The 23,691-nt window shown below is 61.7% G+C and carries 21 protein-coding genes; 3 read left to right on the forward strand and 18 right to left on the reverse strand.

Going from position 1 to position 23,691, the window contains the following annotated elements; all coding sequences use genetic code 11:
• Positions 1-6 precede the first annotated feature (6 nt).
• From HGP12_RS18275 to cydD, 18 genes are all read right to left on the reverse strand, one after another.
• On the reverse strand, positions 7-1,257 hold the full coding sequence (locus HGP12_RS18275; RefSeq protein WP_168840226.1) for a sugar ABC transporter permease: 1,251 nt from the start codon (positions 1,255-1,257) through the stop codon (positions 7-9).
• Positions 1,254-2,075, reverse strand: coding sequence for an ATP-binding cassette domain-containing protein (locus HGP12_RS18280; RefSeq protein WP_168840227.1), 822 nt, complete (start codon positions 2,073-2,075; stop codon positions 1,254-1,256). Before HGP12_RS18280 ends, HGP12_RS18275 begins: the two co-directional genes overlap by 4 nt.
• A gap of 75 nt (positions 2,076-2,150) precedes the next feature.
• The gene (locus tag HGP12_RS18285) at positions 2,151-3,236 is read right to left on the reverse strand and encodes a sugar ABC transporter substrate-binding protein (RefSeq protein ID WP_168840228.1); all 1,086 of its coding nucleotides are present in this window, start codon (positions 3,234-3,236) and stop codon (positions 2,151-2,153) included.
• A 198-nt stretch (positions 3,237-3,434) separates the two neighbouring features.
• Complete coding sequence (locus tag HGP12_RS18290; protein ID WP_168840229.1) at positions 3,435-4,319, reverse strand: AraC family transcriptional regulator; 885 nt, start codon at positions 4,317-4,319, stop codon at positions 3,435-3,437.
• 230 nt (positions 4,320-4,549) lie between these two features.
• Entirely contained in the window at positions 4,550-5,503 is a 954-nt protein-coding gene (locus tag HGP12_RS18295) for an ABC transporter ATP-binding protein (RefSeq protein ID WP_168840230.1), read from the reverse strand.
• Positions 5,504-6,520, reverse strand: a complete 1,017-nt coding sequence (locus HGP12_RS18300) for an ABC transporter ATP-binding protein (protein WP_168879617.1) — start codon at positions 6,518-6,520, stop codon at positions 5,504-5,506.
• Between the two features lie 5 nt (positions 6,521-6,525).
• Positions 6,526-7,440: a dihydrodipicolinate synthase family protein gene (locus HGP12_RS18305; RefSeq protein ID WP_168879580.1), complete on the reverse strand. Its 915-nt coding sequence runs from the start codon at positions 7,438-7,440 to the stop codon at positions 6,526-6,528.
• A 20-nt stretch (positions 7,441-7,460) separates the two neighbouring features.
• A complete protein-coding gene (locus HGP12_RS18310; RefSeq protein WP_168879581.1) occupies positions 7,461-8,336 on the reverse strand; it encodes an ABC transporter permease in 876 nt (291 codons plus the stop codon).
• Position 8,337: 1 nt separating this feature from the next.
• Positions 8,338-9,297 carry an ABC transporter permease gene (locus HGP12_RS18315; protein ID WP_168840233.1) on the reverse strand — a complete coding sequence of 320 codons (960 nt, stop codon included), beginning with the start codon at positions 9,295-9,297 and terminating at the stop codon, positions 8,338-8,340.
• Positions 9,298-9,351: 54 nt separating this feature from the next.
• Complete coding sequence (locus tag HGP12_RS18320) at positions 9,352-10,944, reverse strand: ABC transporter substrate-binding protein (RefSeq protein WP_168879582.1); 1,593 nt, start codon at positions 10,942-10,944, stop codon at positions 9,352-9,354.
• A 28-nt stretch (positions 10,945-10,972) separates the two neighbouring features.
• Positions 10,973-11,683, reverse strand: a complete 711-nt coding sequence (locus tag HGP12_RS18325; RefSeq protein ID WP_168840235.1) for a FadR/GntR family transcriptional regulator — start codon at positions 11,681-11,683, stop codon at positions 10,973-10,975.
• A 184-nt stretch (positions 11,684-11,867) separates the two neighbouring features.
• A complete protein-coding gene (locus HGP12_RS18330; protein ID WP_168879583.1) occupies positions 11,868-12,272 on the reverse strand; it encodes a DUF983 domain-containing protein in 405 nt (134 codons plus the stop codon).
• A 199-nt stretch (positions 12,273-12,471) separates the two neighbouring features.
• Positions 12,472-13,875, reverse strand: coding sequence for a PLP-dependent aminotransferase family protein (locus HGP12_RS18335; protein ID WP_168840237.1), 1,404 nt, complete (start codon positions 13,873-13,875; stop codon positions 12,472-12,474).
• A gap of 294 nt (positions 13,876-14,169) precedes the next feature.
• Entirely contained in the window at positions 14,170-14,295 is a 126-nt protein-coding gene (cydX, locus tag HGP12_RS18340; protein WP_168840238.1) for a cytochrome bd-I oxidase subunit CydX, read from the reverse strand.
• An 18-nt stretch (positions 14,296-14,313) separates the two neighbouring features.
• Positions 14,314-15,468, reverse strand: coding sequence for a cytochrome d ubiquinol oxidase subunit II (gene cydB / locus HGP12_RS18345; protein ID WP_168840239.1), 1,155 nt, complete (start codon positions 15,466-15,468; stop codon positions 14,314-14,316).
• Positions 15,469-15,474: 6 nt separating this feature from the next.
• On the reverse strand, positions 15,475-17,070 hold the full coding sequence (locus HGP12_RS18350) for a cytochrome ubiquinol oxidase subunit I (RefSeq protein WP_168879584.1): 1,596 nt from the start codon (positions 17,068-17,070) through the stop codon (positions 15,475-15,477).
• A gap of 79 nt (positions 17,071-17,149) precedes the next feature.
• Complete coding sequence (cydC, locus tag HGP12_RS18355; protein ID WP_205926529.1) at positions 17,150-18,835, reverse strand: thiol reductant ABC exporter subunit CydC; 1,686 nt, start codon at positions 18,833-18,835, stop codon at positions 17,150-17,152.
• The gene (gene cydD, locus HGP12_RS18360) at positions 18,832-20,556 is read right to left on the reverse strand and encodes a thiol reductant ABC exporter subunit CydD (RefSeq protein WP_168879619.1); all 1,725 of its coding nucleotides are present in this window, start codon (positions 20,554-20,556) and stop codon (positions 18,832-18,834) included. The genes cydC and cydD overlap by 4 nt, the downstream gene beginning before the upstream one ends.
• A 628-nt stretch (positions 20,557-21,184) precedes the next feature.
• On the opposite strand from cydD, the gene HGP12_RS18365 reads away from it, so the two are divergent.
• The 3 genes from HGP12_RS18365 to HGP12_RS18375 all read left to right on the forward strand — a co-directional run bounded on the left by HGP12_RS18365 (position 21,185) and on the right by HGP12_RS18375 (position 23,670).
• Positions 21,185-21,640, forward strand: coding sequence for a universal stress protein (locus HGP12_RS18365; protein ID WP_168840242.1), 456 nt, complete (start codon positions 21,185-21,187; stop codon positions 21,638-21,640).
• A gap of 117 nt (positions 21,641-21,757) precedes the next feature.
• Positions 21,758-23,014 carry an arsenic transporter gene (locus HGP12_RS18370; RefSeq protein ID WP_168840243.1) on the forward strand — a complete coding sequence of 419 codons (1,257 nt, stop codon included), beginning with the start codon at positions 21,758-21,760 and terminating at the stop codon, positions 23,012-23,014.
• A gap of 62 nt (positions 23,015-23,076) precedes the next feature.
• Positions 23,077-23,670 (forward strand): TetR/AcrR family transcriptional regulator, encoded by a 594-nt coding sequence (locus tag HGP12_RS18375; RefSeq protein ID WP_246703470.1) that lies wholly within the window; start codon positions 23,077-23,079, stop codon positions 23,668-23,670.
• Positions 23,671-23,691: the final 21 nt, after the last annotated feature.

Genomic DNA, 23,691 nt, shown 5'->3' on the forward strand with positions numbered 1-23,691 from the left:
AAGAAATCAGCCGCGCCCATGCGAGGCGCGGGAACGGCGGGCCAGCGAGTCGACGATGACGGCAATGGCAAGAACTGCGCCTGTTATCATGTAGCGAAGCGCCGACGACAGATCGAGCATGGTGAGGCCACTGGCGATCGACTGGATGACGATGATGCCGAGCAGGGCTGAATAGGCGCTGCCGCGGCCGCCGAACAGGCTGGTGCCGCCAATGACGGCCGCAGCGATCGCATTCAGATTAACGTCGCCGGTCCCTGCCTGCTGGCTGGCGGACGCCAAACGTGCTGCCGCCAGCACGCCGCCAAGGGCCGCGAACATGGCACAAAGCACGAAGGCGCTGGTATAGATCCGCCGTACATTGATGCCGGCGCGCCGCGCGGCCTCGCGATTGCCGCCGACGGCGGACATCGACCGGCCCCATTGCGTGCGCGTCAGCGCATAATTCATGACGATCGCGAGCACCACGAACAGGGCGAACATCCAGGGAATGCCGCGATCCTGATTGAGATAGAAGGCGACGAATTCCAGCGCCACCGTGATCACAGCTGCCTTCGCCAGCAGACCACCCACCGACGGCGCGGAGAGATTTGCCTGCTTGCGCCGCCGCACAGCGCCTAAGCCGGTCACCAACAGGACCGCACCCGGAATGAGCGCGAAAACATAGGCGAGCGGGCGGGGGATGACGAGAAGCTGGCCGAAATTCACGATCGCCGAACCATAGGGCAGATTGATGGAACCGGTCGCGCCGAGCAGATAGAGCTGCATACCGAGCACGGCGAGAAGACCCGCCAATGTCGCAACGAAGCTCGGCATGCCCAGCCGGTTGAACAGCACGGCATAGACAGCACCGATCACGCCGCCGACGACGAGTGCGGCGAGGATCGCCAAGGCCACCGGCCAGCCTTCATTCACCCAGAGCATGCCGACCATGGCCGATGCGAAGCCGCTGATCGAACCGACGGAAAGGTCGATCTCGCCGACCATCAGCACGCAGACGATGCCGAGCGAGATGATGCCGACGGTCGAGGCGTCGAACAGCAGGTTGGCGAGATTGTTGCTGGAGAGGAAGGTCGGGTTGAGCGTACCGAACACCGTCCAGATGATGACAAGGCCGACGACGACAGGCAGCGAGCCTAAATCGCCGGAGCGCACCTTGTCGATCGACGAGCGGATTGTGGCCGCAAGCCCGGTGTCATGGTTGACGCGAACGTCGCTGCGGTCGAGCAGCAGGGTCGATTGCTTGCCGTTCTCACTCATGGCTGGCCCCCTTCTCCGAGTTCCTGTTGGGCCTGGCGCCGCACCGCGCGCCGCGATACGGCGTTTTCCGTGGCTCCGGTGATGGCGCTGACGAGCTCCTGGTTCGAGGCGTCGGGATAGAAGATGCCGTTATTGCGGCCGAGACGCAGAACGACGATGCGGTCGGCAACGGCGCGCACGTCCTCCATATTGTGGCTGATCATGAGGACGCCGAGCCCCTTGTCGCGGACGCGCTCGATGAGGTTCAGCACTTCGGCTGTTTGAGCCACGCCAAGTGCAGCCGTCGGCTCGTCGAGCATGATGAGTTTCGGCTCGAGCAGCAGCGAGCGGGCGATCGCCACCGTCTGCCGCTGGCCGCCCGAAAGCGATGCGATCGGGATGCGAACGCTCGGGATGCGCGCCGCAAGCTCATTGAGCAGCGTCCAGGCGCGAACTTCCATGGCGGTCTCATCAAGCTTCATCGGGCTCAATTCCCGGCCGAGAAAGATGTTTGCAACGACATCCAGGTTCTCGCAAAGAGCCAGATCCTGAAAGACCGTGGCGATGCCAAGGTCAAGCGCGGTTGCAGGATCGCTGAGCGTCACCTGCTTGCCGCGGAATGTGATCGTGCCTGAACTCGGCTGGTGGACGCCGGCCAGAACCTTGACGAGCGTCGATTTGCCCGCGCCATTGTCGCCGACGAGTGCCACGACTTCGCCGGCATGCACATCGAGGTTGATATCCGTCAGTGCCGAGACGGCGCCAAAGTGTTTCGAGATCCCTTTGAGGCTGAGCACCAGCTCGCCCGATGGGGCTCTTTGATCGGAAGCGTCACTCATTTCTCGCCACCTTCCCGGGTTGAAATGCTGTTGGTTTCCGGCCGCCGAAGCGGCCGGTTCTGGATGGTGCGGAGCTTAGCTGCCGATACCGAGCTTCTTGCAGCCATCGGCATAGCGGTCGATGCAGAGCTGGTCCGGCGTCTGGATCGGCTTGCCGTTGACGGTCTTGTCGATGATTTCGGCCTTGAGGTTTTCGGACGTCACCAAGGCCGGCGTGAACAGCTTGGTCGGCGTGTCGAAGAGCTTCGTGTCGGCCTTCGGCGTCTCGCCCGAGAGCAATTCGATCGCGACATTGGCAGCGGCAGCGGCAACGATCTCACTCGGCTTGGAGATCGTATTGTACTGGTCGCCGGAAATGATGAGCTGCAGGCCGGCGATCGTCGCATCGTTTCCCGTGACAGGCGGGACCGGATCGAAGCCGGCGGCCTTGAACGCGGCAACAGCCGCGCCGCCAGTGCCGTCATTGGCGGCAACGACGCCGAGGATTTTCTTGCCGAAGCGGGTAATCTGCCCGCTTGCCCATTGCTGCGCCTTCGGCGGCGCCCATTCCGGCGTATCGAATTCCGCCAGCACCGGATAGCCGCCCTCTGCGAGACCGGCATGAATGCCCTTCTTGATCAGGCCGGCGGCAGCATCCGTTGGCGAACCATTGATCTCGAGAAGGCCGCCGTCGCCTGCCTTGACGTTCTTCGCCTTCAGGTGATCGACCAGCGACTTGGCGATCATCTTGCCGATCTCTTCATTGTTGAAGGACACATAGTAATCGGCGGCAGCCGACGGGATCGGGCGGTCATAGGCGATGACGCGCACGCCCTGGCTCTGCGCCAGCTTCACCAGCGAAGCGGCGGCCGTGGAATCCACCGGATCGAGCACGATGGCCTTTGCGCCCTGCGAGATCGCCGAGTTGAACTGCTGCTGCTGGCGCGAGGCGTCACCATTGGCGTTCTGATAGATGACCTTGCAGCCGGCGCAGAGCTTCTTCATCTCCGCCTGGAAACCGGGGAAATCGTGCTCTTCATAACGCGTGGAGCTCTGGTCTGGCATGAGGAAGGCGACAGTCGCGTCAGTCACCTTGGCCGACTGTGCGAAGGCGGACGTGCCGGCCAGAAGACCGACGGCAAGCGCGGCTGCGCCAGCGATTTTCAGTGCGAAATGGTTCATTGGAATTTCTCCGTTCCAAATGGTCATGGTTTCCCTCGATCATCACGGCTGTCCGCACGCAATGCTCTTGTTTGATGCGTCGTCGAGAACGGTCCCAAACCGACGCGGCGGTAAATTTTGCACAAGCCTTCTCCTTCGGGCGACAGAGGTCCCCGTTCGCTTGCCCTCAATCTTATCTCTCCTCCCTGTCCTCCTGTGTTAGGCGGCCTCCACCGCGCGTGCATGCTGTGCCAAGAGCGATCTGAACCGGGAGGGCGCCATGCCCTTCTGGTCCAGAAAACGCCGATTGAAGTTCGAGATATTATTGAAGCCTGCCGCAAAGCAGATATCGGTGATCGTCATGTCAGCCTTGCTCATCAGCAGATGACAGGCAAAGTTGATGCGCAGCCGATTGACATATTGCACCAGTGCCATGCCGGTGTGCCGGCGGAAGCTGCGTGAAAAGGCGCTCGGGCTCTGACCGGTCAATTCGGCCAGATCGCACTCGCTGAACGGCTCGGTCAGGTGCGCGTTGATGTAAGCCAGCGCCTGGTTGACGCCGGCCGACATGAAACCGGATGGGTCCGGCTGATAGCCGGCGCTGGCAAGCGTGCGCGTGCCTTCAGCGCGGCTCATCGCATCAAGAATATTCATGAAGAGCTCGATGCGGCGGATGCCGGTCGCGTCCACCAGCTCGCCGAGGATCGGGCCGACGATGGCAGCTGTTTCAGGCGTAAAGAGCGCACCACGGCGGCTCGTTTCAAGAATACCGGCGCAAGCCGACAGCTCCGGAAAGACTTTACTGGCATCGGCAAAGAAGGATTCGGAAAATTGCAGCACGCGGCAGCGCAGCGGTAAGGTGACGCCGACGGGAACGTCGCTCACCCAATTATGCGGCAGGTTCGGCCCCGTCAGCACGAGATTGCCCGGCTCGAACTCGCCGATGAAGTCGCCGATGAAATATTGGCCCGTCGTCGCGACGACGTGGTGGATTTCATATTCGGGATGGAAATGCCAGCGAACGGTGCGGTAGGGATAGCCGTGTTCCCAGGCCTTGAAGGATTCTCCGCTGCCGATTGCGACCACTTCCAAATCGGGATTCATCGGCAAGCCTCCTTTCATCCGTCCGCGTTCACTACGGTTACGGCGCCTCCTCCCAGAGGCCATCGCGTCTTTTATGTGGTAAACCTACCCCTCATAGCCGCCTGCCGCTACTACGCCTTATACGCTCGACCGATACTTTTTTGACATGAAGGGCAGTGTCTTTGGTCAAATGTGCAGTGCGGCATGACAAATCGCACCGCCAAAACGGCTGTATTCGACCAGAAGCGGGATCAATCGAGATCGTCGCGAATGCAGGCCTTAAACTGTCCGGGCGCAACCTCCCGCAACTGCGGAACCGCCGCGGCACAGGCGTCGAGCGCTAGGGGACAGCGCGTGCGGAAGACGCAGCCGCTCGGCGGGTTTGCCGGGCTTGGAATATCGCCTTTCAGGATTTGCCTGTTACGCCTGCGATCCGGGTCCGGCGACGGGATCGCCGATAGCAAGGCACGTGTATAGGGGTGTCGCGGTCTGGCGTAGAGATCAGCGCTTGCGGCAACCTCCATGATCCGCCCGAGATAGAGCACGATGACGCGATCGCAGAGATATTCGACCACGGCAAGGTCATGCGAGATGAACAGCATGGTGAGCGCCAGCCGTTGCTGCAGACCGCGCAGCAGATTGATGACCTGCGCCTGAATGGAGACATCCAGCGCCGAGACGGGCTCGTCGGCGACGAGAAATTCCGGCCCAAGTGCCAGGGCACGCGCAACCCCGATCCGTTGGCGCTGGCCGCCGGAAAATTCATGGGCATAGCGATTGATGGCGTCAGCAGGCAAATCCACCTGTTCGAGCGCTGCCCGCGCCCGATCCAGCCGATCGAGGCGGCTGCCGATGCGTTGGATTTTCAGACCCTCTGTCAGGATCTCGCCAATGGTCATGCGCGGCGATAGGCTCGCGAAGGGATCCTGAAAAATATACTGCATGCGCGGCCGCATCCGCCTGAGATCACCGGCGCCAAGCCGCGTCAATTCCGTGCCATCGAAGCGCACGCTGCCCGCCGATGGCTCGACCAGCCGCAGGATAGACCTGCCGATTGTCGTCTTGCCGCTGCCGGATTCGCCGACGAGCCCCACGACTTCGCCTTTTCCGATGTCGAAGGAAATATCGCGAAGGATGGAAAGCTTCGTACCTCGGGACACATAATCCTTGGCAAGATCGCGGATCGAGACAAGCGCTTCGGCCATCTAAATCTCCCGCCAGCGGATGCAACCGCTTGCATGGCCTGCCTCGACGGTTTCGAGAGCCGGTACTCCGTCACTGCAGGCCTGGATGGCATAAGCGCAACGCGGCGCGAAAGCGCAGCCGGAAGGCATTCGCGTCAGGCTCGGCACGACGCCGGGAATGGCGTAGAGCGGCTCGCCCGCCTGCCGCATCCGTGCCGCCTCGCTAAGCCGCGGCATGGAAGCCAAAAGGCCGCGTGTATAGGGATGCCTCGGATTGCGGAAGACTGCTTCGGTCGGCCCCTCCTCCACGATCCGGCCGGCATACATGACTGCCAGCCGATGAGCGATCTCCGCCACCACACCGAGATTATGGGTAACGAATAGGATGGCCATACCGCGCTCCCGCTGCAGCCGCTGCAGGAGATCGAGGATTTGTGCCTGTATCGTGACGTCGAGCGCCGTCGTCGGCTCGTCAGCGATCAGCAGCACCGGATCGCAGGCGAGCGCCATGGCAATGGTCGCTCGCTGGCGCATGCCACCCGACAATTCATGCGGATATTGCCTGACGCGGCGCTTGGCATCGGAAATGCCGACACTCTCCAGCAGCGCGACCGCTTCGCGCATCGCCGTGGCGCGGTCTGCGCTGCGGTGGATGCGGATCGGCTCGGCAATCTGGTCACCGATGGTCAAGACCGGATTGAGGCTCGACATTGGCTCCTGAAACACCATGCCGATATCGCCGCCGCGTATCTCGCGCATGTGGCTGTCATCCAGCGTCGCGAGATCGCTGACAATGCCCTGCCGGTCCCGCAACCTGATGCTGCCGGCTGCGATCGTCCCGACATTACGGGTCAGAAGCCGCATCACCGAAAGGCTCGTCACCGACTTGCCCGAACCGGACTCGCCAACCAGCGCCAGCGTCTCGCCGGCGTCGATGGTCAGGTCGATATCCCGCACCGCGGTCAATTCGCCACCGCGGGTGCGGAAGACCGTCCTCAGCCCCTTTATATCGAGAACAGGTTGGGCAGCCGGCGTCATCATGTCTATAGCAGCCCCGTATTTTTCAGGATCGCATCGATCCTGGCCGTTTCATCGGCGTTCAGCGCCGCGCGCGGGCGAGGCATGACAGCGGTATCGATGATGCCGAGGCTTTTCATCGCGGCCTTGAAGGCACCGATGCCAGCAGCACCGCCGCTGACACGCCCCCGCGCGACCCAGACGATCTCGAACAGGCGGCAAAGCCTCTCCTGTTCGCGCCGGGCTGCGGCCCAGTCGCCGCGCTTTGCTGCATCCCATAGCCGGACGTAGCCATGCGGATCGACATTGGCGATGCCGGGAACCACGCCATGGGCGCCCATCAGAAGCGCATTGTCGACGACGATCTCGGAGCCGGTCATCAGGAAGATATCCTTGTGATCGGCAAGATCGAGCAGCGCATAGCGGAAATTGCCGTCGTCGCCGCTGGAATCCTTCAACCCGATGATGGTTCCCTCCTTGGCGAGCGTCACCACGGTCTGGCGCTGCAGCTTCACATGCACGCAGACCGGGATGTCATAGGCGACCAGCGGCACATCGACGGCATCCCGAATATAGCGGAAATGATCCAATATCTCGGACTGGCTGGTCACCGTGTAGAAGGGAGCGGTAACGACAACGGCATCGGCTCCGGCCGCCTTGGCAATTTTCGAATGGGTGATGACCCGGTCGGTCGTGGGATCGATGACGCCGACCAGCAACGGCACCCGCCCGTTCACGACCTTGGCGGAATGTTCGATGATCTCGCGCCGTGTCTTTTCGTCGTGAAAGACGACTTCGCTGGTGGAACCCAGCACGAAGACACCGTGGCAGCCGCCATCGATCAGATGCTCCAGCACCCTTGTATAGGATTGGTAATCCACGGTGAAATCGTCGTTCAGCGGCGTTACGACGGGAGGCACCACGCCCTTGAATTTGCTCATTGTCTCTTTCTTTCTTGGGTTCAGCGAAGCTCGGCGCGCGGATCGAAGGCATCCCTCAATCCGTCGCCGATGAAATTGATGGCAAGGACGGCAAGAACCAGCGCGGCGCCGGGAAACAGCCATTGCCAGGGATATTGTTCGAGGACGGCGGTGGAGCGAGCCGCATTCAGCATGTTGCCCCAGCTCGCTGCGGGCGGTGCGATACCAAGCCCGAGAAAAGAAAGCCCGGCCTCCAAGAGGATCGCGTTCGCCACCTGCGTCGTGGCGTAGACCACCAGAATATCGATACAGTTCGGCATGCCGTGACGCAGCAGCAGGTGCGGCAGCCCGGCCCCCATGCCGCGTGCCGCCGTCACGAAATCACGCTCGCGCAGTTCCAGCAGCCTCGAGCGCACCATGCGGGCGAGCAGCGGCCAGGACAGAAGCGATATGACTACTATTGTCGGTAGAATGCCCGTGCCGGTGATCGAGGCCAGCACCAGCAAGAAGATCACCGGCGGCAAGGTCATGACCAGATCGACGAAGCGCATGCTGAGCGCATCCGCCCAGCGACCGGCAAAGGCCGAAACGAAGCCGAACAGGAAGCCGATAACAGCCGAAATGACGGTGGAACCTGCCGCAACCATCAGCGATATGCGGCCGCCTTCGAGCACTCTGGCGAAAACATCACGCCCGACACCGTCCGTCCCGAACCAATGCGTGGTATTGGGCGGTGCGTTCATGGCCAAAAGATCGATGTCGTTGGGCTGGAACCGCCACCACAGCGGATATGTGGCGATCAGCAGCAGCATGGGCACAGCGATGCAGACGCCGAAGAGGGCCGCGCCGTTCAGCCGGAAGCGGTCGAGTGCCCGGGCAAGCGGGCCATGGCTTGGTCGCTCGGTTCGCGCCAGCATCTCAGCTCACCTTGATACGCGGATCGATCACCGCATTGGCGATATCGGTCAGCAGGTTGACGATGATGACGCAGGCGCCGATGACAAGCGTCGCTCCCATGATGACGGGGTAGTCGCGGGACGTAACCGCATCGACGAGCAGCAGGCCCATGCCCGGCCAGTTGAAGACGCTTTCGACGAAGATCGCGCCACCGATCGCAAGCCCGATGGTCGAGCCGATGACCGTCACCACGGGCAGCAGCGCATTGCGCAGGGCGTGCTTGACGATCACCCAGAACTCAAACACCCCCTTGGCACGCGCGGTGCGTACATAGTCCTGGTTCAGGACTTCCAGCAGCGACGCCCGCATATAGCGCATGATGAGCGCGGCCTGGGCGATCGCCAGAAGCGAAGCCGGCAGGATGAGATGCCAAAGCAGGTCGCCGAGAGAAAAATCCTCGCCGGGCGTCAGCATGCCGCCCGATGGCAGCCAGCCGAGGCGCACGGCGAAGATATAGAGGCCGAGAAGTGCGCTCAGAAATGCCGGGCTCGATATGCCGGCCAGCGCCAGCACGGAAAGCGAGACATCAGTCACCGAATTGCGTTTCACGGCACCGACGACACCTGCGGCAATGCCGGCGATGATCGCCATGATCAGGGCGGTGCCCATCAGCAGCACCGTCGGCCCGATGCGCGACAAGACCAGCGTCAAGACCGGCTGATCCAGCCGCTTGACGGAGTAACCGAGATTACCCTGCGACGCCTCTAGCAGCCAGCCGACATATTGCAATGGCAGAGGTCGATCCAGCCCGAGTCGTTCACGCAGATCGGCCATGGCAGCTGGCGACAGAGGCGTGCTCGGATCGATGTAGGCATCGATCGGATCGCCCGGCGTCAATCGCAGCAGGACGAAGACCAGCATGCTCAAGGCCACGAGCATGCCGATGCCGATCACGAGACGCCTGAAACCATAGTGAAGCATAGCGAACCTGCGTTTCGAGGAATGCGCCGGCACAGCCCGCGGCTGGCTCAAAACCTAGTTTGAGAGCTTCCACGCTTCCGGATGCGCGATGTAAGGCCCGCCGCCGGGCGCCGGCGTCCAGACGAAATCCTTCACCTTGGACGAAACGACGCCGTAGCGGTTCGCCACCCACATGGTCGCCCAGGGCAGGTCCTTGTTCATGACCTTGCAGACATCCTGATAGCGTCGATCGCGCTTGCCGGCATCCGTCTCGGCAATCGCGGCATCGAGTGCCTTGGTCAGATTGGGCATGCGCGCGCGCACCACATTTGCGCCCGCCGGCGGGATCTGCTTTTCGTTGAGCCCGGTGTTGATATTGCTTGGATCCGGCCCGTTCTGCAGGCCGGCATAGACGAGCTGGAACTGCGATGTATCGGCGTTGGGGTTGAGCACGATGCCATTATAAGTCGGCGCATCGACGGCGCGCGGCACGACATTGATGCCGACCTGCGCCAGCATAGCCTGCACCGCGGCCAAGACGTTCGTCGCAAGCGGCGTGTTGTAATAGGTCAGCAAGGTGATCGGCTTGCCGCCATTGATCTTGTCCCAGCCGGCCTCTTCTAGCAATTGCTTGGCCTTGGCTGGATCGTAGGCATAGGCTTCAATGCCATCCGGCACGAGCTGATTGGCGACATAGGCGCAATTGGCCGGCTTTGCCGCGCCGCCATAGAGACTCTGGATGATCGCATCGCGATTGATGGCATGCATGACCGCCTGGCGGACCCGCAGGTCCTTCCACAATGGCGAATCCTGATTGAAGCCTAGATAATTGACGACGAAGGAATTGCCCTCGATGACCTGAAAGGACTTGTCTTCCTTGAAGGTCGGGACATCGTTGGAATCGACATAGGTGAACTGGATTTCGCCGGCACGCAGCGCTGAGATCGCCGCCGCCGGGTTGGCGAAGTAGCGGTTGATCAGCCGATCGAGAACGGGCTTGCCGCCGCGATAATCGGAATTGGCGGTGAGTTCGACATACTGATCCTGCACATATTTGACGAATTTGAACGGCCCCGTCCCGACCGGCGACGTCGACCACCAGGTGCTCTTGGCAAGCTGATCGGCCGGCACGGCAGAAAGTGCATGCTCGGGCAGAACCATGATCTTGGCCAGCGTATCAAGCAGGCTCGCCGAGGGCGCGGAAAGCTTGATGACGAGGGTATGATCGTCGGGCGTCTCGACCGATGACAGGAGTTTAAACCGGGCGGCAAAGACCGAGCCGGTCTTGGAGTTGGCGGCAAGGTCAATGGTGAACTTGGCGTCCTTGGCCGTAAAAGCCTTGCCGTCATGCCATTTGGCATCGGCAAGCTTGAACGTATAGGTCAGTTGATCCGGGCTCACCTCATAGGAGGAGGCAAGCACACCGACGATCTTTTGCAGCTTTTCGTCGTAGCTGACCAGAGGCTCGAAATAGGTGCTGAGCCAGGTGAGACCGGCCGTTGCCGCCAGCGGATTGAAGTTGCCCTGAAAGCCGCCCGGACCGACATCGAAGCCCCCGGACATGGCCGTGCCAGCAGCAGACGCCGCCGTGCCGGTCAAAACCGGCATTACAGTGGCCGACATCAATGCTCCCAACGCGATTGCCGGCAGATGAAAAACTTTCCTCATCACGATCCTCCTCCCTTGTTTGCGGTCGCTATTCTTTCTTGTTGTTGGCGATCACCTGCGAAATTCCCTCGTAGTGACGGTCGAGGCGCATGCGCACCTCCTTGAGGTTCTTGGATTCCAGCGCATCGACGATCGCCTCATGGTCACGCCAGGTGGCCATGGGATCGACATTCTCCAGATCGAAAAACCGGGAGGCCTTGTAGAAGGCGAGCCAGAACACATCGATCAGGCGAACGAAGGTCTCGTTGCCCTGGCAGCGAAACAGCAGCCGGTGAAAAAGCTGGTCATCTTCCGCGAAGGGCTCGCCACGCACGGCGTGAGCCCGCATTCGGTCAGTGGTAGCGCGCAACTCAGCCAAGTCCTCAGGCCCGATCATCTCGATGGTCTTGCCGATCAGGCCGACTTCGAGCGTGCGGCGGATCTCCAGCACTTCCTCCATATGCCGAAGCGCATCCCCGAGGCCATAGGCGAGATTGTCGAGCAACGGCGCGAAGGAAAAGGCCTTGACGAAGATGCCGATGCCGCGGCGCGTCTCCAGCACACCGAGAGATTCCAGCGCCTTGATGCCTTCACGCAGGGAATTGCGGCTGACGCCCAATTGTACCGCGAGTTCACCTTCAGCCGGCAGCATCGTGCCAGCCTGAAGACCGTTGTCCGCAATGTAACTGCGCAAACTTTCCTGCACGGAGACATGCAGCAATGGCGCGCGCGTCAAAGGCTGCATTACTTTGCCGACCATAGAACGGACTCCCATAGAGATCGGCATTGATCCTATGAACTTGTAGGATATCCGTCAAGTGGACAGATGAGTAGGCAATATCCGTCGGGTCGGTTGCGCAAAACCAGGCCCGCCAGGAGCGACCAAGGCGATAATCTTCATGCCGAACGATGGCCTGCCCGGGCTTGGGAGGTGGTGCCGATGCTCATTTCGCCGCGTGCGGCGCATCCCGTTCCGGCAAACGGACGAGCTTGCCCTCCTCGGCCTTGTAGAAATACTGGCTGGCAACCAGCCACCCCTTTAGCGGCCGTAGCGGTGGAATGCAGGTCGCCAGCATGAATGGCCCTGTCACCAGGAACTGAACCCAGATCGGCGCCGAGAAGGCAACCTCCAGCCATACGCCGAGAAGCACGCTCGGAATGCAGGCAAAACAGATGACGAAGAAAGCCGGGCCATCGGCGGGATCTGCAAAGGAATAGTCGAGGCCGCAGGCTTCGCATTGCTTGCGCAGCGTCAAGAACCCATCGAACATGCGCCCTTGCCCGCAACGAGGGCAACGGCAATGAAGGCCGGTCTGAACCGGGCTCAACGGCGGATATTCAGTTTCCATGGCGGCATCGCTCCTGAATCAATATTCTCGCGAATTGCGATCAATATCGCATATTGCATGCATTCAATATAGTTACGATGAATGCATTCGACGAGTCCATCTGGCAGAGTGACGCAGGAGGCCACTCGGCAAATGCCGAAAAAGCCAGCGAGCCGGAGCTTACGGTCCGTCTGGATCGTCCGCGAATTGCGATTGAATTCTAAAAGAACGATGCCGCCATTTCCGGCGGCGCCTCCAGCGCATGCGCCATGAAGTCCAGCGCCGCTTTCAAAGCTTCACGACCTATCGGGCCGCCGAGGCAGACGCGGACGGCTTCAGATGCAGGACCCTCCACCGTGAAGGCATCGCTTGCGACAACGCCGATGCCCGCATTGCGCATATGGCTGGCGAAGGTGGCGCGCGTCCAGCCATTACCCAGCGGCAGCCAGATATTGAAGCTGATGGGATCGGCGCGATAGCTCCGGGATGGCAATATGTCGGCCACCATCTTCTGGCGGGCGGCTGCCTCCGCGCGAATGAAACGCAGAATGCCATCGGCGGTGCCGTCCTCGATCCAGCGCGTCGCAAGCGCCATATTAAGCGGCGACGCCATGACGTTGCTGCTGCGCATTGCGCTCATGAAGGGCCATATCGACTTAGTGTCCGGCGCCACGACGAAGGCAAGGCGCAGCCCCGCGCCGATGCACTTCGCCAATCCTCCGATATGCCAGGTGATATCCGGTGCGACCGCAGCCATTGGCGGCGGCGCGTCCAGCGGAATGAAGCCATAGGCATCATCCTCGATGATCGGTACGCGATATCTGCGGGCGACGGCGGCAATCGCCTCGCGGCGCTTGAGCGGAATAGTCAACGTCGTCGGGTTTTGCAGAATGGGATTGAGGTAGAGTGCTTTCGGTTGCCGGCGTTGGCACTCCTCGGCAAAGGCGTCCGGCAAAATGCCGTCCTCATCCATCGGCAGCCCCGCGAGATTAAGCCGGAGCTGGGCCGCGATCGAGCGCATGCCCGGATAGGTGATATTTTCCGAAAGCACCGTCTCGCCGGGCTTGGCCAACAGGCCGAAGATCGCCAGCAAGGCCGGATGAGCGCCGGGCGTCACGAAGATGCGCTCCTGGGATGGGGTCAGTCCGCGCCGGCCAAGCCAGGCGCCGGCGGCTTCCTTGTCCATACCCGAGCCGCCGAATCCTTGATAGCGGAGCAATGGAATGAGATCGGCCGCGACCACGGACAGTCCTTCCCGCATGCGGGCGATGAGATCCGGATCGTTCGGCTCCGGCGGCAGGTTCATCGAGAGGTCGATCGCCGGGGCACGGCGCGGGTCCGAGGCGACATCGAGAACCGAGCCGCGGCGCTCGCGCTCCTGTCTACCGGTGACGAAAGTCCCGCGCCCGACATGGGAATCCACAAGGCCGCGTTTCTGCGCCTCGACATAGCCTCGCGCCACGGTCGTGAAATCGATATTGAGGCGCTTGGCAAGCGCGCGCTGCGGCGGCAGCCTGTCGCCCACGGTCAGAACGCCACTGCGCAAATCCATTTCGATCAAGTCGGCGATGGCGATATAGCGGGGACTGGAGGAGCGACTGAGATCTGGATGCCAGTTTTTCATTTCATGCTCCGCGACGGGATCGGCCCCGAACTGCAACCTGACTGATATTGATTGCATATTGTTGCATACAATTTACGTCAAATGGAACCATCGGTTCCGATTTTTATCTCCGACGCGATCACATGCCGCGATATTTCCAATTGAATGGACGGTGACAGGATTTCGTTTCATGGGAGGCCGCCAGCGCAAGGCGTGCCCCGACGGAAGGAAACCACTCGAACGACAAGCGGCACGCCGACTCCAGCCGGCATGCCGATCATCTGGCAGAACGCCTTCAAACAGGGATCATGCAACTCATTTCTCTTGAGTGCGAGCCGCTTTCGCCTTTGCTTGATCATCCATGAGTTCGTACCACATGGCGTTGAGAACCGCGAATGCCGCGGCGAGAGGAAAGCCGAGAAGCCAGGCAAAGTACCACATGCAAAATCTCCTTCAGGATCAATAGGCGTGACCGCTCTTGTCGTTGACCGTCTCCTCGTCGACCTTGCCCCACAGCACGCGATAGACCCACGCAGTGTAAGCCAGGATCATCGGCAGAAAGATGATGGTGACGACAAGCATGATGAACAGCGTCAGGTGGCTGGACGACGCATCCCAAACGGTCAGACTGGACCGCGGATCGAGCGATGACGGCAAGAGGAAGGGGAACATCGACAATCCCACGGTCGAGATGATGCCGAAAATGGCGAGCTTGCTGAACAGCAGCACCGTAACCTCGCGCCGGCCCAGCATCGCAAGCAAAGCTGCCGCCGCACCGATGAAGCCGAGAACCGGGGCGATCATCATCCACGGATGCGCACTGTAATTGGCAAGCCATGCCCCGGCACCATGCTCGACCGTCTTCAACAGCGGATTGGACGGCCCATCGGCATCGATGGCACTCGCGATGCGATAGCCGTCGATGCCCATCCACAGGAACAGGCCACCGAGCGCAAAGAGCACGATGACCGCCAGGGCCGCCAAAGTGCCAAAGCGGCGCGCGCGTTCGGCAACCGCGCCATCCGTCTTCACCTGCAGCCAGGCCGCGCCATGCATGACGAGCATGGCGACGGACAAAAGACCACAGAGTAGAGCATAGGGGTTCAGGAGAGCAAAGAACGACCCTTCATAATAGATGCGCATATCATTATCGAAGCGGAAGGGCACGCCCTGCAGCACGTTGCCGACGGCGACGCCAAAGATCAGCGACGGAACGAAGCCGCCGATGAAGAGTGCCCAATCCCAGCCTGTCTTCCAACCGGCGCCGTCGCGCTTGGAGCGGTATTTGAAAGCGACCGGCCGCAGGATCAGCGCGAAAAGGATGGCGAACATGGCGAGGTAGAAGCCGGAGAAAGACACGGCATAAAGCGGTGGCCAGGCGGCGAAGATGGCGCCGCCGCCGAGGATCAGCCAGACCTGGTTGCCTTCCCAGGTCGCGCCGATCGAGTTGATGGCGATGCGCCTCTCCGTATCGGTCTTGGCGACGAACGGCAGCAGCGTGCCAACGCCCAGATCGAAACCATCGGTGACGGCAAAGCCGATTAAAAGTACGCCGAGAAGCAGCCACCAGATGATGCGCAGGGTCTCGTAGTCGATCAATTCATGCAGGATCATGGCAGGTCACTCCGCAGCCGGAACGAGGTTTTCGGAAATCAGCTTGGCCTCCGGCTCGTTGTCCGGTTCGGGGCCTTGGCGGATCGCCTTGATCATCAAGGTCATCTCGATGACGATGAGGACGGTATAAAGCGCGGCAAAGCCGAGGATGGTCAGAAGCACCGTGCCGGCGCCGAGGTTGGAGACGGCAGCGGCCGTCGGCAACACGCCTTCGATGATCCATGGCTGGCGGCCGAATTCCGCAACGACCCAGCCAAGCTCGATCGCGACCCATGGCAACGGGATGGCGAAAACCGCAATCCGAAGCAGGGTTGGATACCGGTCGAGTTTCCGCCGCGCCGAAAGCCAGAAGAAGACCGTCATCAGCAGGATGAAGAACATGCCGAGGCCGACCATGATGCGGAAGGACCAGAAGAGCGTCGGCACATGCGGAATGGTGTCGCGGGCGGCCTGGGCGATCTGCTCGTCCGTCGCCTGGCGCGGATCGTCGACATAGCGCTTTAAAAGCAGCGCATAGCCCAGTTCATGGCCAATATCCTCGAAGGAGGTGAGCGCGGTGGCGACGTCCTGCGAAGCCTCACCCGGCGTTGCCGGATTTGCCGCGCGGATCTTCATCAGCGCGTCATAAGCCTTGATGCCCTGGCGAATATGGTCCTTGGCCTGCGCCTCGAGCTTGTCGATGCCGGCGATTTCCGTCGTCAGCGACCGCGTGCCGATCAGACCCATGGCCCAGGGGATATGGATGGCATAGTGGGTCTCGCGCGCCTCCTGATCCGGAAAGCCGAAGGCGGTGAAGGCGGCCGGCGCCGGCTCGGTCTTCCACATGGCCTCGATCGCCGCGAGCTTCATCTTCTGATGCTCGGTTGTCAGATAGCCGCTCTCGTCACCCAGCACGACGACCGACAGCGCAGAAGCGAGACCGAAAGATGCGGCGACGGTCATTGAGCGCTTCGCGAGCTCGATGCTGCGGCCATTCACGAGATACCAGGCCGAGACGCCGAGCACGAAGACCGAGGCACAAACGTAGCCGGCTGAGACGGTATGAACGAACTTCGCCTGCGCCACCGGGTTGAAGAGGACATCGAAGAAGCTGACGATCTCCATGCGCATGGTCTGCGGGTTGAGCGCCGAGCCTGCCGGGTTCTGCATCCAGCCATTGGCGATCAGGATCCAGAGTGCCGAAAAGTTCGATCCCAGCGCCACCGCCCAGGTGGCGACCAAGTGGCCGACCTTGGAGAGCTTGTCCCAGCCGAAGAAGAACAGGCCGACAAAGGTCGCCTCGAGGAAGAAGGCCATCAGCCCTTCGATCGCCAGGGGGGCGCCGAAAATATCGCCGACATAATAGCTGTAATAGCTCCAGTTCATGCCGAACTGGAATTCCATCACGATGCCCGTGGCAACGCCGAGCACGAAGTTGATGCCGAAGAGCGTCCCCCAGAACTTCGTCATCTGCCGCCAGATCTGGCGGCCGGTCATGACATAGGTCGTCTCCATGATGGCAAGCAGCACGGAAAGGCCGAGCGTCAACGGCACGAATAAGAAATGATACAGCGCCGTCATGGCAAACTGCAGGCGCGACAGCGCCACGATATCTAGTTCCATAGTCTTTCTCCCACCCCCTACGGTGTGTCTGACAGGAATGCGACGCTATTCGAAGCGCCGCGGGCATGTTGGGTACCCCTCAATCCGGCCGCAGCCGATTGAGAAGCATGTCGAATTCCGGTGTGTCGCGCCGCGCGCTGGCAGCGATCCGTCCGTCGTCCAGAAGCACGATGCGGTCTGCCAAGGCGGCCTCACGACGAATATGCGTGGCAATCACGATGCTGCGCGCATCGGCGGCCGAGGCCAGCCGCGCAAGCACGGCGCGGGCCGTCGTGGCATCGAGGCCTTCCGTCGGTTCATCGAGCAGCCAGAGCGGCGTGTCGCACAGCAGAAGTCTCGCAAGCGCCAGCCGGCGAAGCTGACCGCCGGACAAGCCGCCGCCGCCTTCGCCGAGACGGGTCGAAAGGCCGTGCGGCAGCGCTTCGACGTCATCAAGCAAGCCGGCCATTGCGAGCGCGCCGCGCAACCGGTTGTCCTCGGCATGCGGGTCCGCGAGCTTCAGGTTGCCCCGCACCGTGTCCTGAAACAGCTCCGTGCGCTGGGTTAGGGTTGCCGCAGGCAGGCTCGCCACCGAACCGCCGGCGGCGGCGATCTCACCGGCGAGCAGGGCCAGCAATGTCGACTTGCCGACACCGCTCTGCCCGACAATCGCCAGCCGTTCGCCGGCCGAGAGCGATAAGGAGACGTCCTTCAAGACGGGTGCGCCATCATGACCGGCTACGACCTTAGCGAGCTGGAACGCATAGCCAGGCTGTGGCTCGACACGTCCCAACGGCACGGCGGCCGGGTTCAACCTCGGCGCAATACGTCTTGCGGCGAGCAAGGTTCGCCCGAGATCGAGAGCTCCGCGTCGCATACCGGCGAACGGCTCGGTCGCAGCAAAGGCAATGAGCAGTGCAAAGGCCGCCGCGGGCGCGCCGATCGTCCCCTGCTTGGCAAGAAGGGCGGCCGCCAAAAGCGTGGCGGTCAGCAACACGGTCGAGCCAAGCGAGAAACCAGCCGCGACAGCGCTATCGATACGGTTCAGATCGCTATCCGCCCTGGCCAGCCGCTCGTCGGCTTCGGCGATAGCGGCTCGCTGGGCCTGCAATTGCCCGACCATTGCGAGATCGGTCTGGCCGGCGACAAGATCGATGGCGCGTGCACGCAATGCTTCCATAGCATGGGCGCGACGGCGGCCCGGCTTCAACGCCAGGCGTCCGGCAACAAACGAAAGGCCAAGACAGAGCACGACGAGCCAGGCTCCTACCGCAACCCCGAGCCACGGATCGATGAAGCTGAGGGCGATGGTGACGGCGATGGCGGCAAGGACGGCGACCGCAGCCGGTACCAGCACGCGCAGATAGAGGGAGTCGAGCGCATCGACATCATTCGTCAAACGGAACAGCAGCTTCGCCGGCCGGCGGATCATCGCCGCGGCGGCTGCCGGCTCCGCCCAGCCGCGAAACAGCCGCTCGCGAAGGGCTGCGAGAACCCTGAGCGTCGCGTCATGGGTGACGAGCCGTTCTCCGTAGCGGGCGGCGGTGCGGCCGATCGCAAGCATGCGTATGCCGGCCGACGGCGCGAAGACGTCGAAGACCATGGCAGTTGCAACCGTCAGGCCGGCAAAGGCCGACGCGGTGATGAACCAGCCGGACAATCCCAGCAATCCGCCGCCGGCGAGCATCGCGAGCACGGAGAGTCCTGCCCCAAGGGCTAGGCTCGCACCGCGCTCACGCCAGAACAGGCCGATGAGTGGAAGCAGGGTCTTGAATGAACGCATCATGCCGCCACCTTCCGTGCCTGCTCGTCAAGGCGGGCGACGCGATGCATCCGCGCCGCAAGTTCCGGATCATGTGTCGCCACGATCAGGACCCGCCCTTTAGCGAGCGCGAGCAGCGCATTGGTCACGGCAGCGGCGGTTTCTGCGTCGAGATGGGCGGTCGGTTCGTCGGCAAGGATGATGTCGGCGCCCTCATCGACCATCATGCGCGCAAGCGCCAGTCTCAGTGCTTCGCCGCCGGAAAGGCCCAGCCCTCCCTCACCGACCGCCGACACCCGTTCCGGCGTAAAGACGCGATCGAGAGCAACACCTTCCAGAGCCTCAGTGACGGCCGCGGCATCGATGTCCCCGCGTCCGAGCGCAACATTTCGTTTCACGCTGCCAGCAAAAACGTGTGGCGACTGGCCGATCCAGGCCATGCGACGGCGCAATCCGTCGGCGGTATCGTCGCGCAGCGGAATACCGCCGATCCGGATGACGCCGGCGTCCTGCCGGGCGAGACCGGCGATCAGCGACAGAAGCGTGGTCTTGCCAGAGCCGCTTGCGCCCCAAAGCGCTACATGTTCTCCCGGCGCGACCGAGAGATCGAAATGATCGATCGCCGCACGCCGCTCCGGCCCATGCCGGAACACCAGACCTTCGATCTCGATCGATGGGGTGCCTGTAGTTATGACTGGTCGCGCATCCAAGCCGCCAAGGATGGTCTGTTGCGGAGATGCCAGCTCCCTCAGTGCCGAGAGTGCAGCCTCGCCATTGGCGCGGTCATGCCAGACAGCGGACAGTTCGCGCAGTGGCTCGAAAAAGGCCGGCGCAAGCAGGAGAATGAAGAGGCCCTGCGTCAAGGTAAGGCGGCCTTCCCATGTGCCGATCCCGATCGAGCCCAGCAGGCTGAAGCCGACATAGACGGCCGTTGCGGCAACGCCGAGCGCGGCAAAGAACTCGAGCACCGCCGAAGACAGGAAGGCGATCCTCAATACGGCCATGGTGCGGACCCGGAGTGAATCCGCGTCCGCGCGTAGTCGTCGTGCCGTGATGCCGACGGCATCGAGCGCGCGGATAGCCGCGAGGCCGCGCAGACGGTCGAGCAGGAAGGCGTTGAGGCCGCCGGTTTCAGCAAGCTGCTTTTCACTGGCAGCCTTGGCGCGCCAACCGATCAGCGCCATGAAAATCGGAATGAGTGGCGCGCAGAGCGCAAGGATCACGACAGCCAACCAGGAGATCGGCAGGATGCAGGCGAGGATGACAAGCGGCACCAGGGTCGCTCTCATGCGCACCGGACGGAACCGCGCGAGATAAGGTACGACCGCCTCGGCCTGCTCGCCCACGACGCTTGCCGCCAAACCGGATGCCGGCCTGCCGCTGTCGAGGGGTGAGCGCAGTGCAAGCGCCTTGGTCGCGGCGGCGCGCCGAAGGCTCAACTCGCGACGCGCGGCCCGAAATGCTAGCCGACCACCGGCCGCATCCAATCCGGCGCGCAGGACCCCAATGCCTGCGACGAAGGCTGCCGGGACCGCGACATCAGCAACGCCGCCGCCTTGGCTGATCGCACCGACGCCGATGGCAAGCATCGCCGCCTGCCCGATCCAACCGAGCGACGACAGACATTGCAATGCCGAAGCCAGGCCGAGACCAGGACACTTTTCGAACGTCCGATCGGCTACGGCACCGGCAGCGGCTGGGCTCCCTGCCGAAGCGGGGTTTGCGGCCTTGCGTCTTTCCAACATTCCATCGGTGGCGGAGGAAGCTGTCACGTGAGCCCGTCCTTTCCCATACTGTGCCATCAAGGAGGGTCCGCCGACATATGCTGACCGACAGATCTGCAGCGCAGACACCTTTGGTCTTCGTCGAACCCAGAACGCACTTGCCGCAATCGACGATATCGGAGCCCCAATATGACTGGCTTTCCGCGTCTTGTCAGCGACAAGAGTAACGGAAACTGTCTCGCCGAAGGGTTGAGCCCGCAGCAAGTGGTTCGCGAAATGGTTCTAGGACAAATTGTGCAGTGCGCAAAAGCGTGCAGGATGTCGCAGGTCCCCTATCCGACGATGGCAGATTGACGCAGAAGCCAATGATATTTCTGTAGTCTCGCCACGACGACAGGCTGACAATCGCCGCCCTGTCCGTTTGCAGCGCAGCAATTCGAGGGCGCGCTTCGTTCTCGTGAAGGACGGGATTAAATCTGTGCAAATGGCGAGCCACGCGCCATCGAAAGCACAAACAGCGGCCAAATCGCCACCACTCGGCTAACAATCATCGCCGAATCAACGAGCACGCGTCATACTGCCAATGACGGCCGCCGCGATCGCAGACCGAGTTTACAGACCGCTTCGGCATAGGCTTGGGGAGAGTGGAATGTATGAGAAAATTATCTGCGCAATAGGACTGGGATCTCGCGAGCGCGCCGAACGTCTACTGCGCACCTCCCACGCTCTTCTGTCGCCGGGCGGGGAACTGATCGTGGTTCATGTGATCGAGCGTTTTCCCTCGGGCAGCGAAAGCCCGGACAATTGGGCCGTGTCTGTCATCAAGGAAGCGGAAGACAAGCTCGATGCGCTTTGCAGGCGTCTCGGCATTACCGCATCGATAGAAGTGCGCACCGGCACCGCATCGAGAACCTTGCTGGCGGTCGCGCAGGAGAAGAAGGCCGATCTCATCGTGCTTGCAACCCATACTTCCGATATTCTCGACCGTATCTTCGGCTCGACGGTCGAATATGTCATCCGGCATGCGGAATGTTCCGTCCTTGTCGAGCGTGCCGACAAATCACATGACAATGCAGCGAAAGAAGCCAAAACGAAAAAAGCATAACCTCTGGCGAGGTCGTCCGGCAGCGAGCCTCCGTGAAGGCCGAACCGAAATTACCGTTTGCGCTCCAACGCCGCAATGCTACATATCCGCTCCCTTTCGATAGCCACGACGAGCCGAATGACTGAATCCGCCATCACCTGGAGCATTGCCGGCCTGACGGCCCTCGGTGTCGTTACGCGCCCGTTCCGCTGGCCAGAAGCGATCTGGGCGGTTCTCGGCGCGGCGGTTCTCCTCGCCTTCCGGCTGATCGGCCCGGCCGACGTTTGGGCAGGTGTATCCAAAGGTTTCGATGTCTATCTGTTCCTGATCGGCATGATGCTTCTGTCGGAGCTGGCACGGCGCGAAGGGCTTTTCGACTGGGTTGCGGCGATCGCCACCTCGCATGCCAAGGGGTCGCCCCGCCGGCTGTTCGTCCTCGTCTATGTGGTTGGCGTCGTCGTCACGGTTTTCTTGTCGAACGACGCCACTGCCGTGGTGCTCACGCCGGCCGTTTATGCCGCATGCCGGGCGGCACGGGTGAAGGATCCCATGCCTTACCTGCTGGTCTGCGCCTTCATCGCCAATGCCGCCAGCTTCGTGCTGCCGATCTCCAACCCGGCTAATCTCGTTATCTTTGCCGGTGGCGAAATGCCGCCTTTGTCACGGTGGATGCAGACCTTCCTGCTGCCATCGATCGTCTCGATCATCGTGACCTTCGCCTGCCTCTACTGGACACAGAGGCGCGCGCTCATCGAAGACACGATCGCACGCGATGTCGCGGAACCCTCCCTTTCGCACGCAGCCCGGCTGGCCGGATGGGGGCTTGTGGTCACCGCTCTTGTGCTGATTGCCGCATCGGCCATGAGTTTCGACCTGGGAATACCGACATTTGCCGCAGGCGTCATCACGACGGTCATTGTTCTCGCGCTTACGCGGCAAAGCCCGATCGAGACGATGCGCGGCATAAGCTGGAGCGTGTTGCCCCTGGTGGCAGGCCTTTTCGTGATCGTCGAAGCAGTCAATCATACCGGCCTGACCGCGCTTCTGTCCGAAAAGCTCGCATCGCTTGCCGCACAATCCCAGACGCAGGCAATCGGAGCCGCCGGTTTTTCGGTCGCGATCATCTCCAATCTCGTCAACAACCTGCCAGCCGGCCTTTTCGCCGGCAGCGCGGTGCAGGCGGCCCATGTTCCTGATTCCGTTGCCGGCGCAGTGTTGATCGGCGTCGATCTTGGTCCCAACCTTTCGGTAACCGGCTCGCTTGCCACCATCCTCTGGCTCGCCGCCCTTCGTCGGGAGGGGCTTCACATGGGCGCACTGGCCTTCTTGAAGATCGGTGCCATCGTCATGCTCCCGGCCCTGATCCTCTCGCTTGCAACGCTCGCACTGATCTGACGGCAAACAACGAGTTTATAGACGACCGGTCGATTATTTGTTACGCACCGCTCATGGTGACAATGAAGAAATCAGAGCTCACTCGAAGCCATATTCTCGCAATCGGGCGGGAACTGGTGCTGCGCAAGGGGTTCGGAGGCGTCGGCTTGAAAGAGCTGCTTGAGCAAAGCGCCGTGCCGAAAGGGTCGTTCTATTATTATTTCGCATCGAAAGAAGCCTTCGGCTGCGCCCTGCTGAAGCAATATTGCTCCGACTATGCGGAGCGCCTCGATGCGCTTTTCGGCTGGAAGGGCAACGGCCGCCAACGTGTGATGCACTATTGGAACGCCTGGCTTTCCGATGGCAATAGCGCAAGCCTTGCCGAGCGGTGCCTGGTCGTGAAACTTGCCGCCGAAATTTCCGACCTCTCGGACAATATGCGCGTGATCCTTCTCGGCGGCGTCGAGGATCTCATTCGTCGCCTAACCAAGACGATCACCGAGGGCCGCGAGGATGGCTCCATTTCGCCATCCTGCATCCCGGAAAAAACAGCCCGCTCGCTCTATAGTCTCTGGCTCGGGGCGGCGATCCTGGCGAAACTTGGCAGGGACAAGACGCCGCTCGACCAGGCCATGCTTGCCACTGAACAAGCCCTTACCGCACCCGGCGGCCTTTGATCCACGACAGGACTAGCATGT

This window comes from Rhizobium sp. P28RR-XV, assembly GCF_012641385.1.
Taxonomy (GTDB): domain Bacteria; phylum Pseudomonadota; class Alphaproteobacteria; order Rhizobiales; family Rhizobiaceae; genus Rhizobium.

Coding starts and splice junctions, on each gene's coding strand:
- HGP12_RS18275 (WP_168840226.1), bottom strand. CDS start 1,257: ATGAGTGAGAACGGCAAGCAATCGACCCTGCTGCTCGACCGCAGCGAC.
- HGP12_RS18280 (WP_168840227.1), bottom strand. CDS start 2,075: ATGAGTGACGCTTCCGATCAAAGAGCCCCATCGGGCGAGCTGGTGCTC.
- HGP12_RS18285 (WP_168840228.1), bottom strand. CDS start 3,236: ATGAACCATTTCGCACTGAAAATCGCTGGCGCAGCCGCGCTTGCCGTC.
- HGP12_RS18290 (WP_168840229.1), bottom strand. CDS start 4,319: ATGAATCCCGATTTGGAAGTGGTCGCAATCGGCAGCGGAGAATCCTTC.
- HGP12_RS18295 (WP_168840230.1), bottom strand. CDS start 5,503: ATGGCCGAAGCGCTTGTCTCGATCCGCGATCTTGCCAAGGATTATGTG.
- HGP12_RS18300 (WP_168879617.1), bottom strand. CDS start 6,520: ATGACGCCGGCTGCCCAACCTGTTCTCGATATAAAGGGGCTGAGGACG.
- HGP12_RS18305 (WP_168879580.1), bottom strand. CDS start 7,440: ATGAGCAAATTCAAGGGCGTGGTGCCTCCCGTCGTAACGCCGCTGAAC.
- HGP12_RS18310 (WP_168879581.1), bottom strand. CDS start 8,336: ATGCTGGCGCGAACCGAGCGACCAAGCCATGGCCCGCTTGCCCGGGCA.
- HGP12_RS18315 (WP_168840233.1), bottom strand. CDS start 9,297: ATGCTTCACTATGGTTTCAGGCGTCTCGTGATCGGCATCGGCATGCTC.
- HGP12_RS18320 (WP_168879582.1), bottom strand. CDS start 10,944: ATGAGGAAAGTTTTTCATCTGCCGGCAATCGCGTTGGGAGCATTGATG.
- HGP12_RS18325 (WP_168840235.1), bottom strand. CDS start 11,683: ATGGTCGGCAAAGTAATGCAGCCTTTGACGCGCGCGCCATTGCTGCAT.
- HGP12_RS18330 (WP_168879583.1), bottom strand. CDS start 12,272: ATGGAAACTGAATATCCGCCGTTGAGCCCGGTTCAGACCGGCCTTCAT.
- HGP12_RS18335 (WP_168840237.1), bottom strand. CDS start 13,875: ATGAAAAACTGGCATCCAGATCTCAGTCGCTCCTCCAGTCCCCGCTAT.
- cydX (WP_168840238.1), bottom strand. CDS start 14,295: ATGTGGTACTTTGCCTGGCTTCTCGGCTTTCCTCTCGCCGCGGCATTC.
- cydB (WP_168840239.1), bottom strand. CDS start 15,468: ATGATCCTGCATGAATTGATCGACTACGAGACCCTGCGCATCATCTGG.
- HGP12_RS18350 (WP_168879584.1), bottom strand. CDS start 17,070: ATGGAACTAGATATCGTGGCGCTGTCGCGCCTGCAGTTTGCCATGACG.
- cydC (WP_205926529.1), bottom strand. CDS start 18,835: ATGATGCGTTCATTCAAGACCCTGCTTCCACTCATCGGCCTGTTCTGG.
- cydD (WP_168879619.1), bottom strand. CDS start 20,556: ATGTTGGAAAGACGCAAGGCCGCAAACCCCGCTTCGGCAGGGAGCCCA.
- HGP12_RS18365 (WP_168840242.1), top strand. CDS start 21,185: ATGTATGAGAAAATTATCTGCGCAATAGGACTGGGATCTCGCGAGCGC.
- HGP12_RS18370 (WP_168840243.1), top strand. CDS start 21,758: ATGACTGAATCCGCCATCACCTGGAGCATTGCCGGCCTGACGGCCCTC.
- HGP12_RS18375 (WP_246703470.1), top strand. CDS start 23,077: ATGAAGAAATCAGAGCTCACTCGAAGCCATATTCTCGCAATCGGGCGG.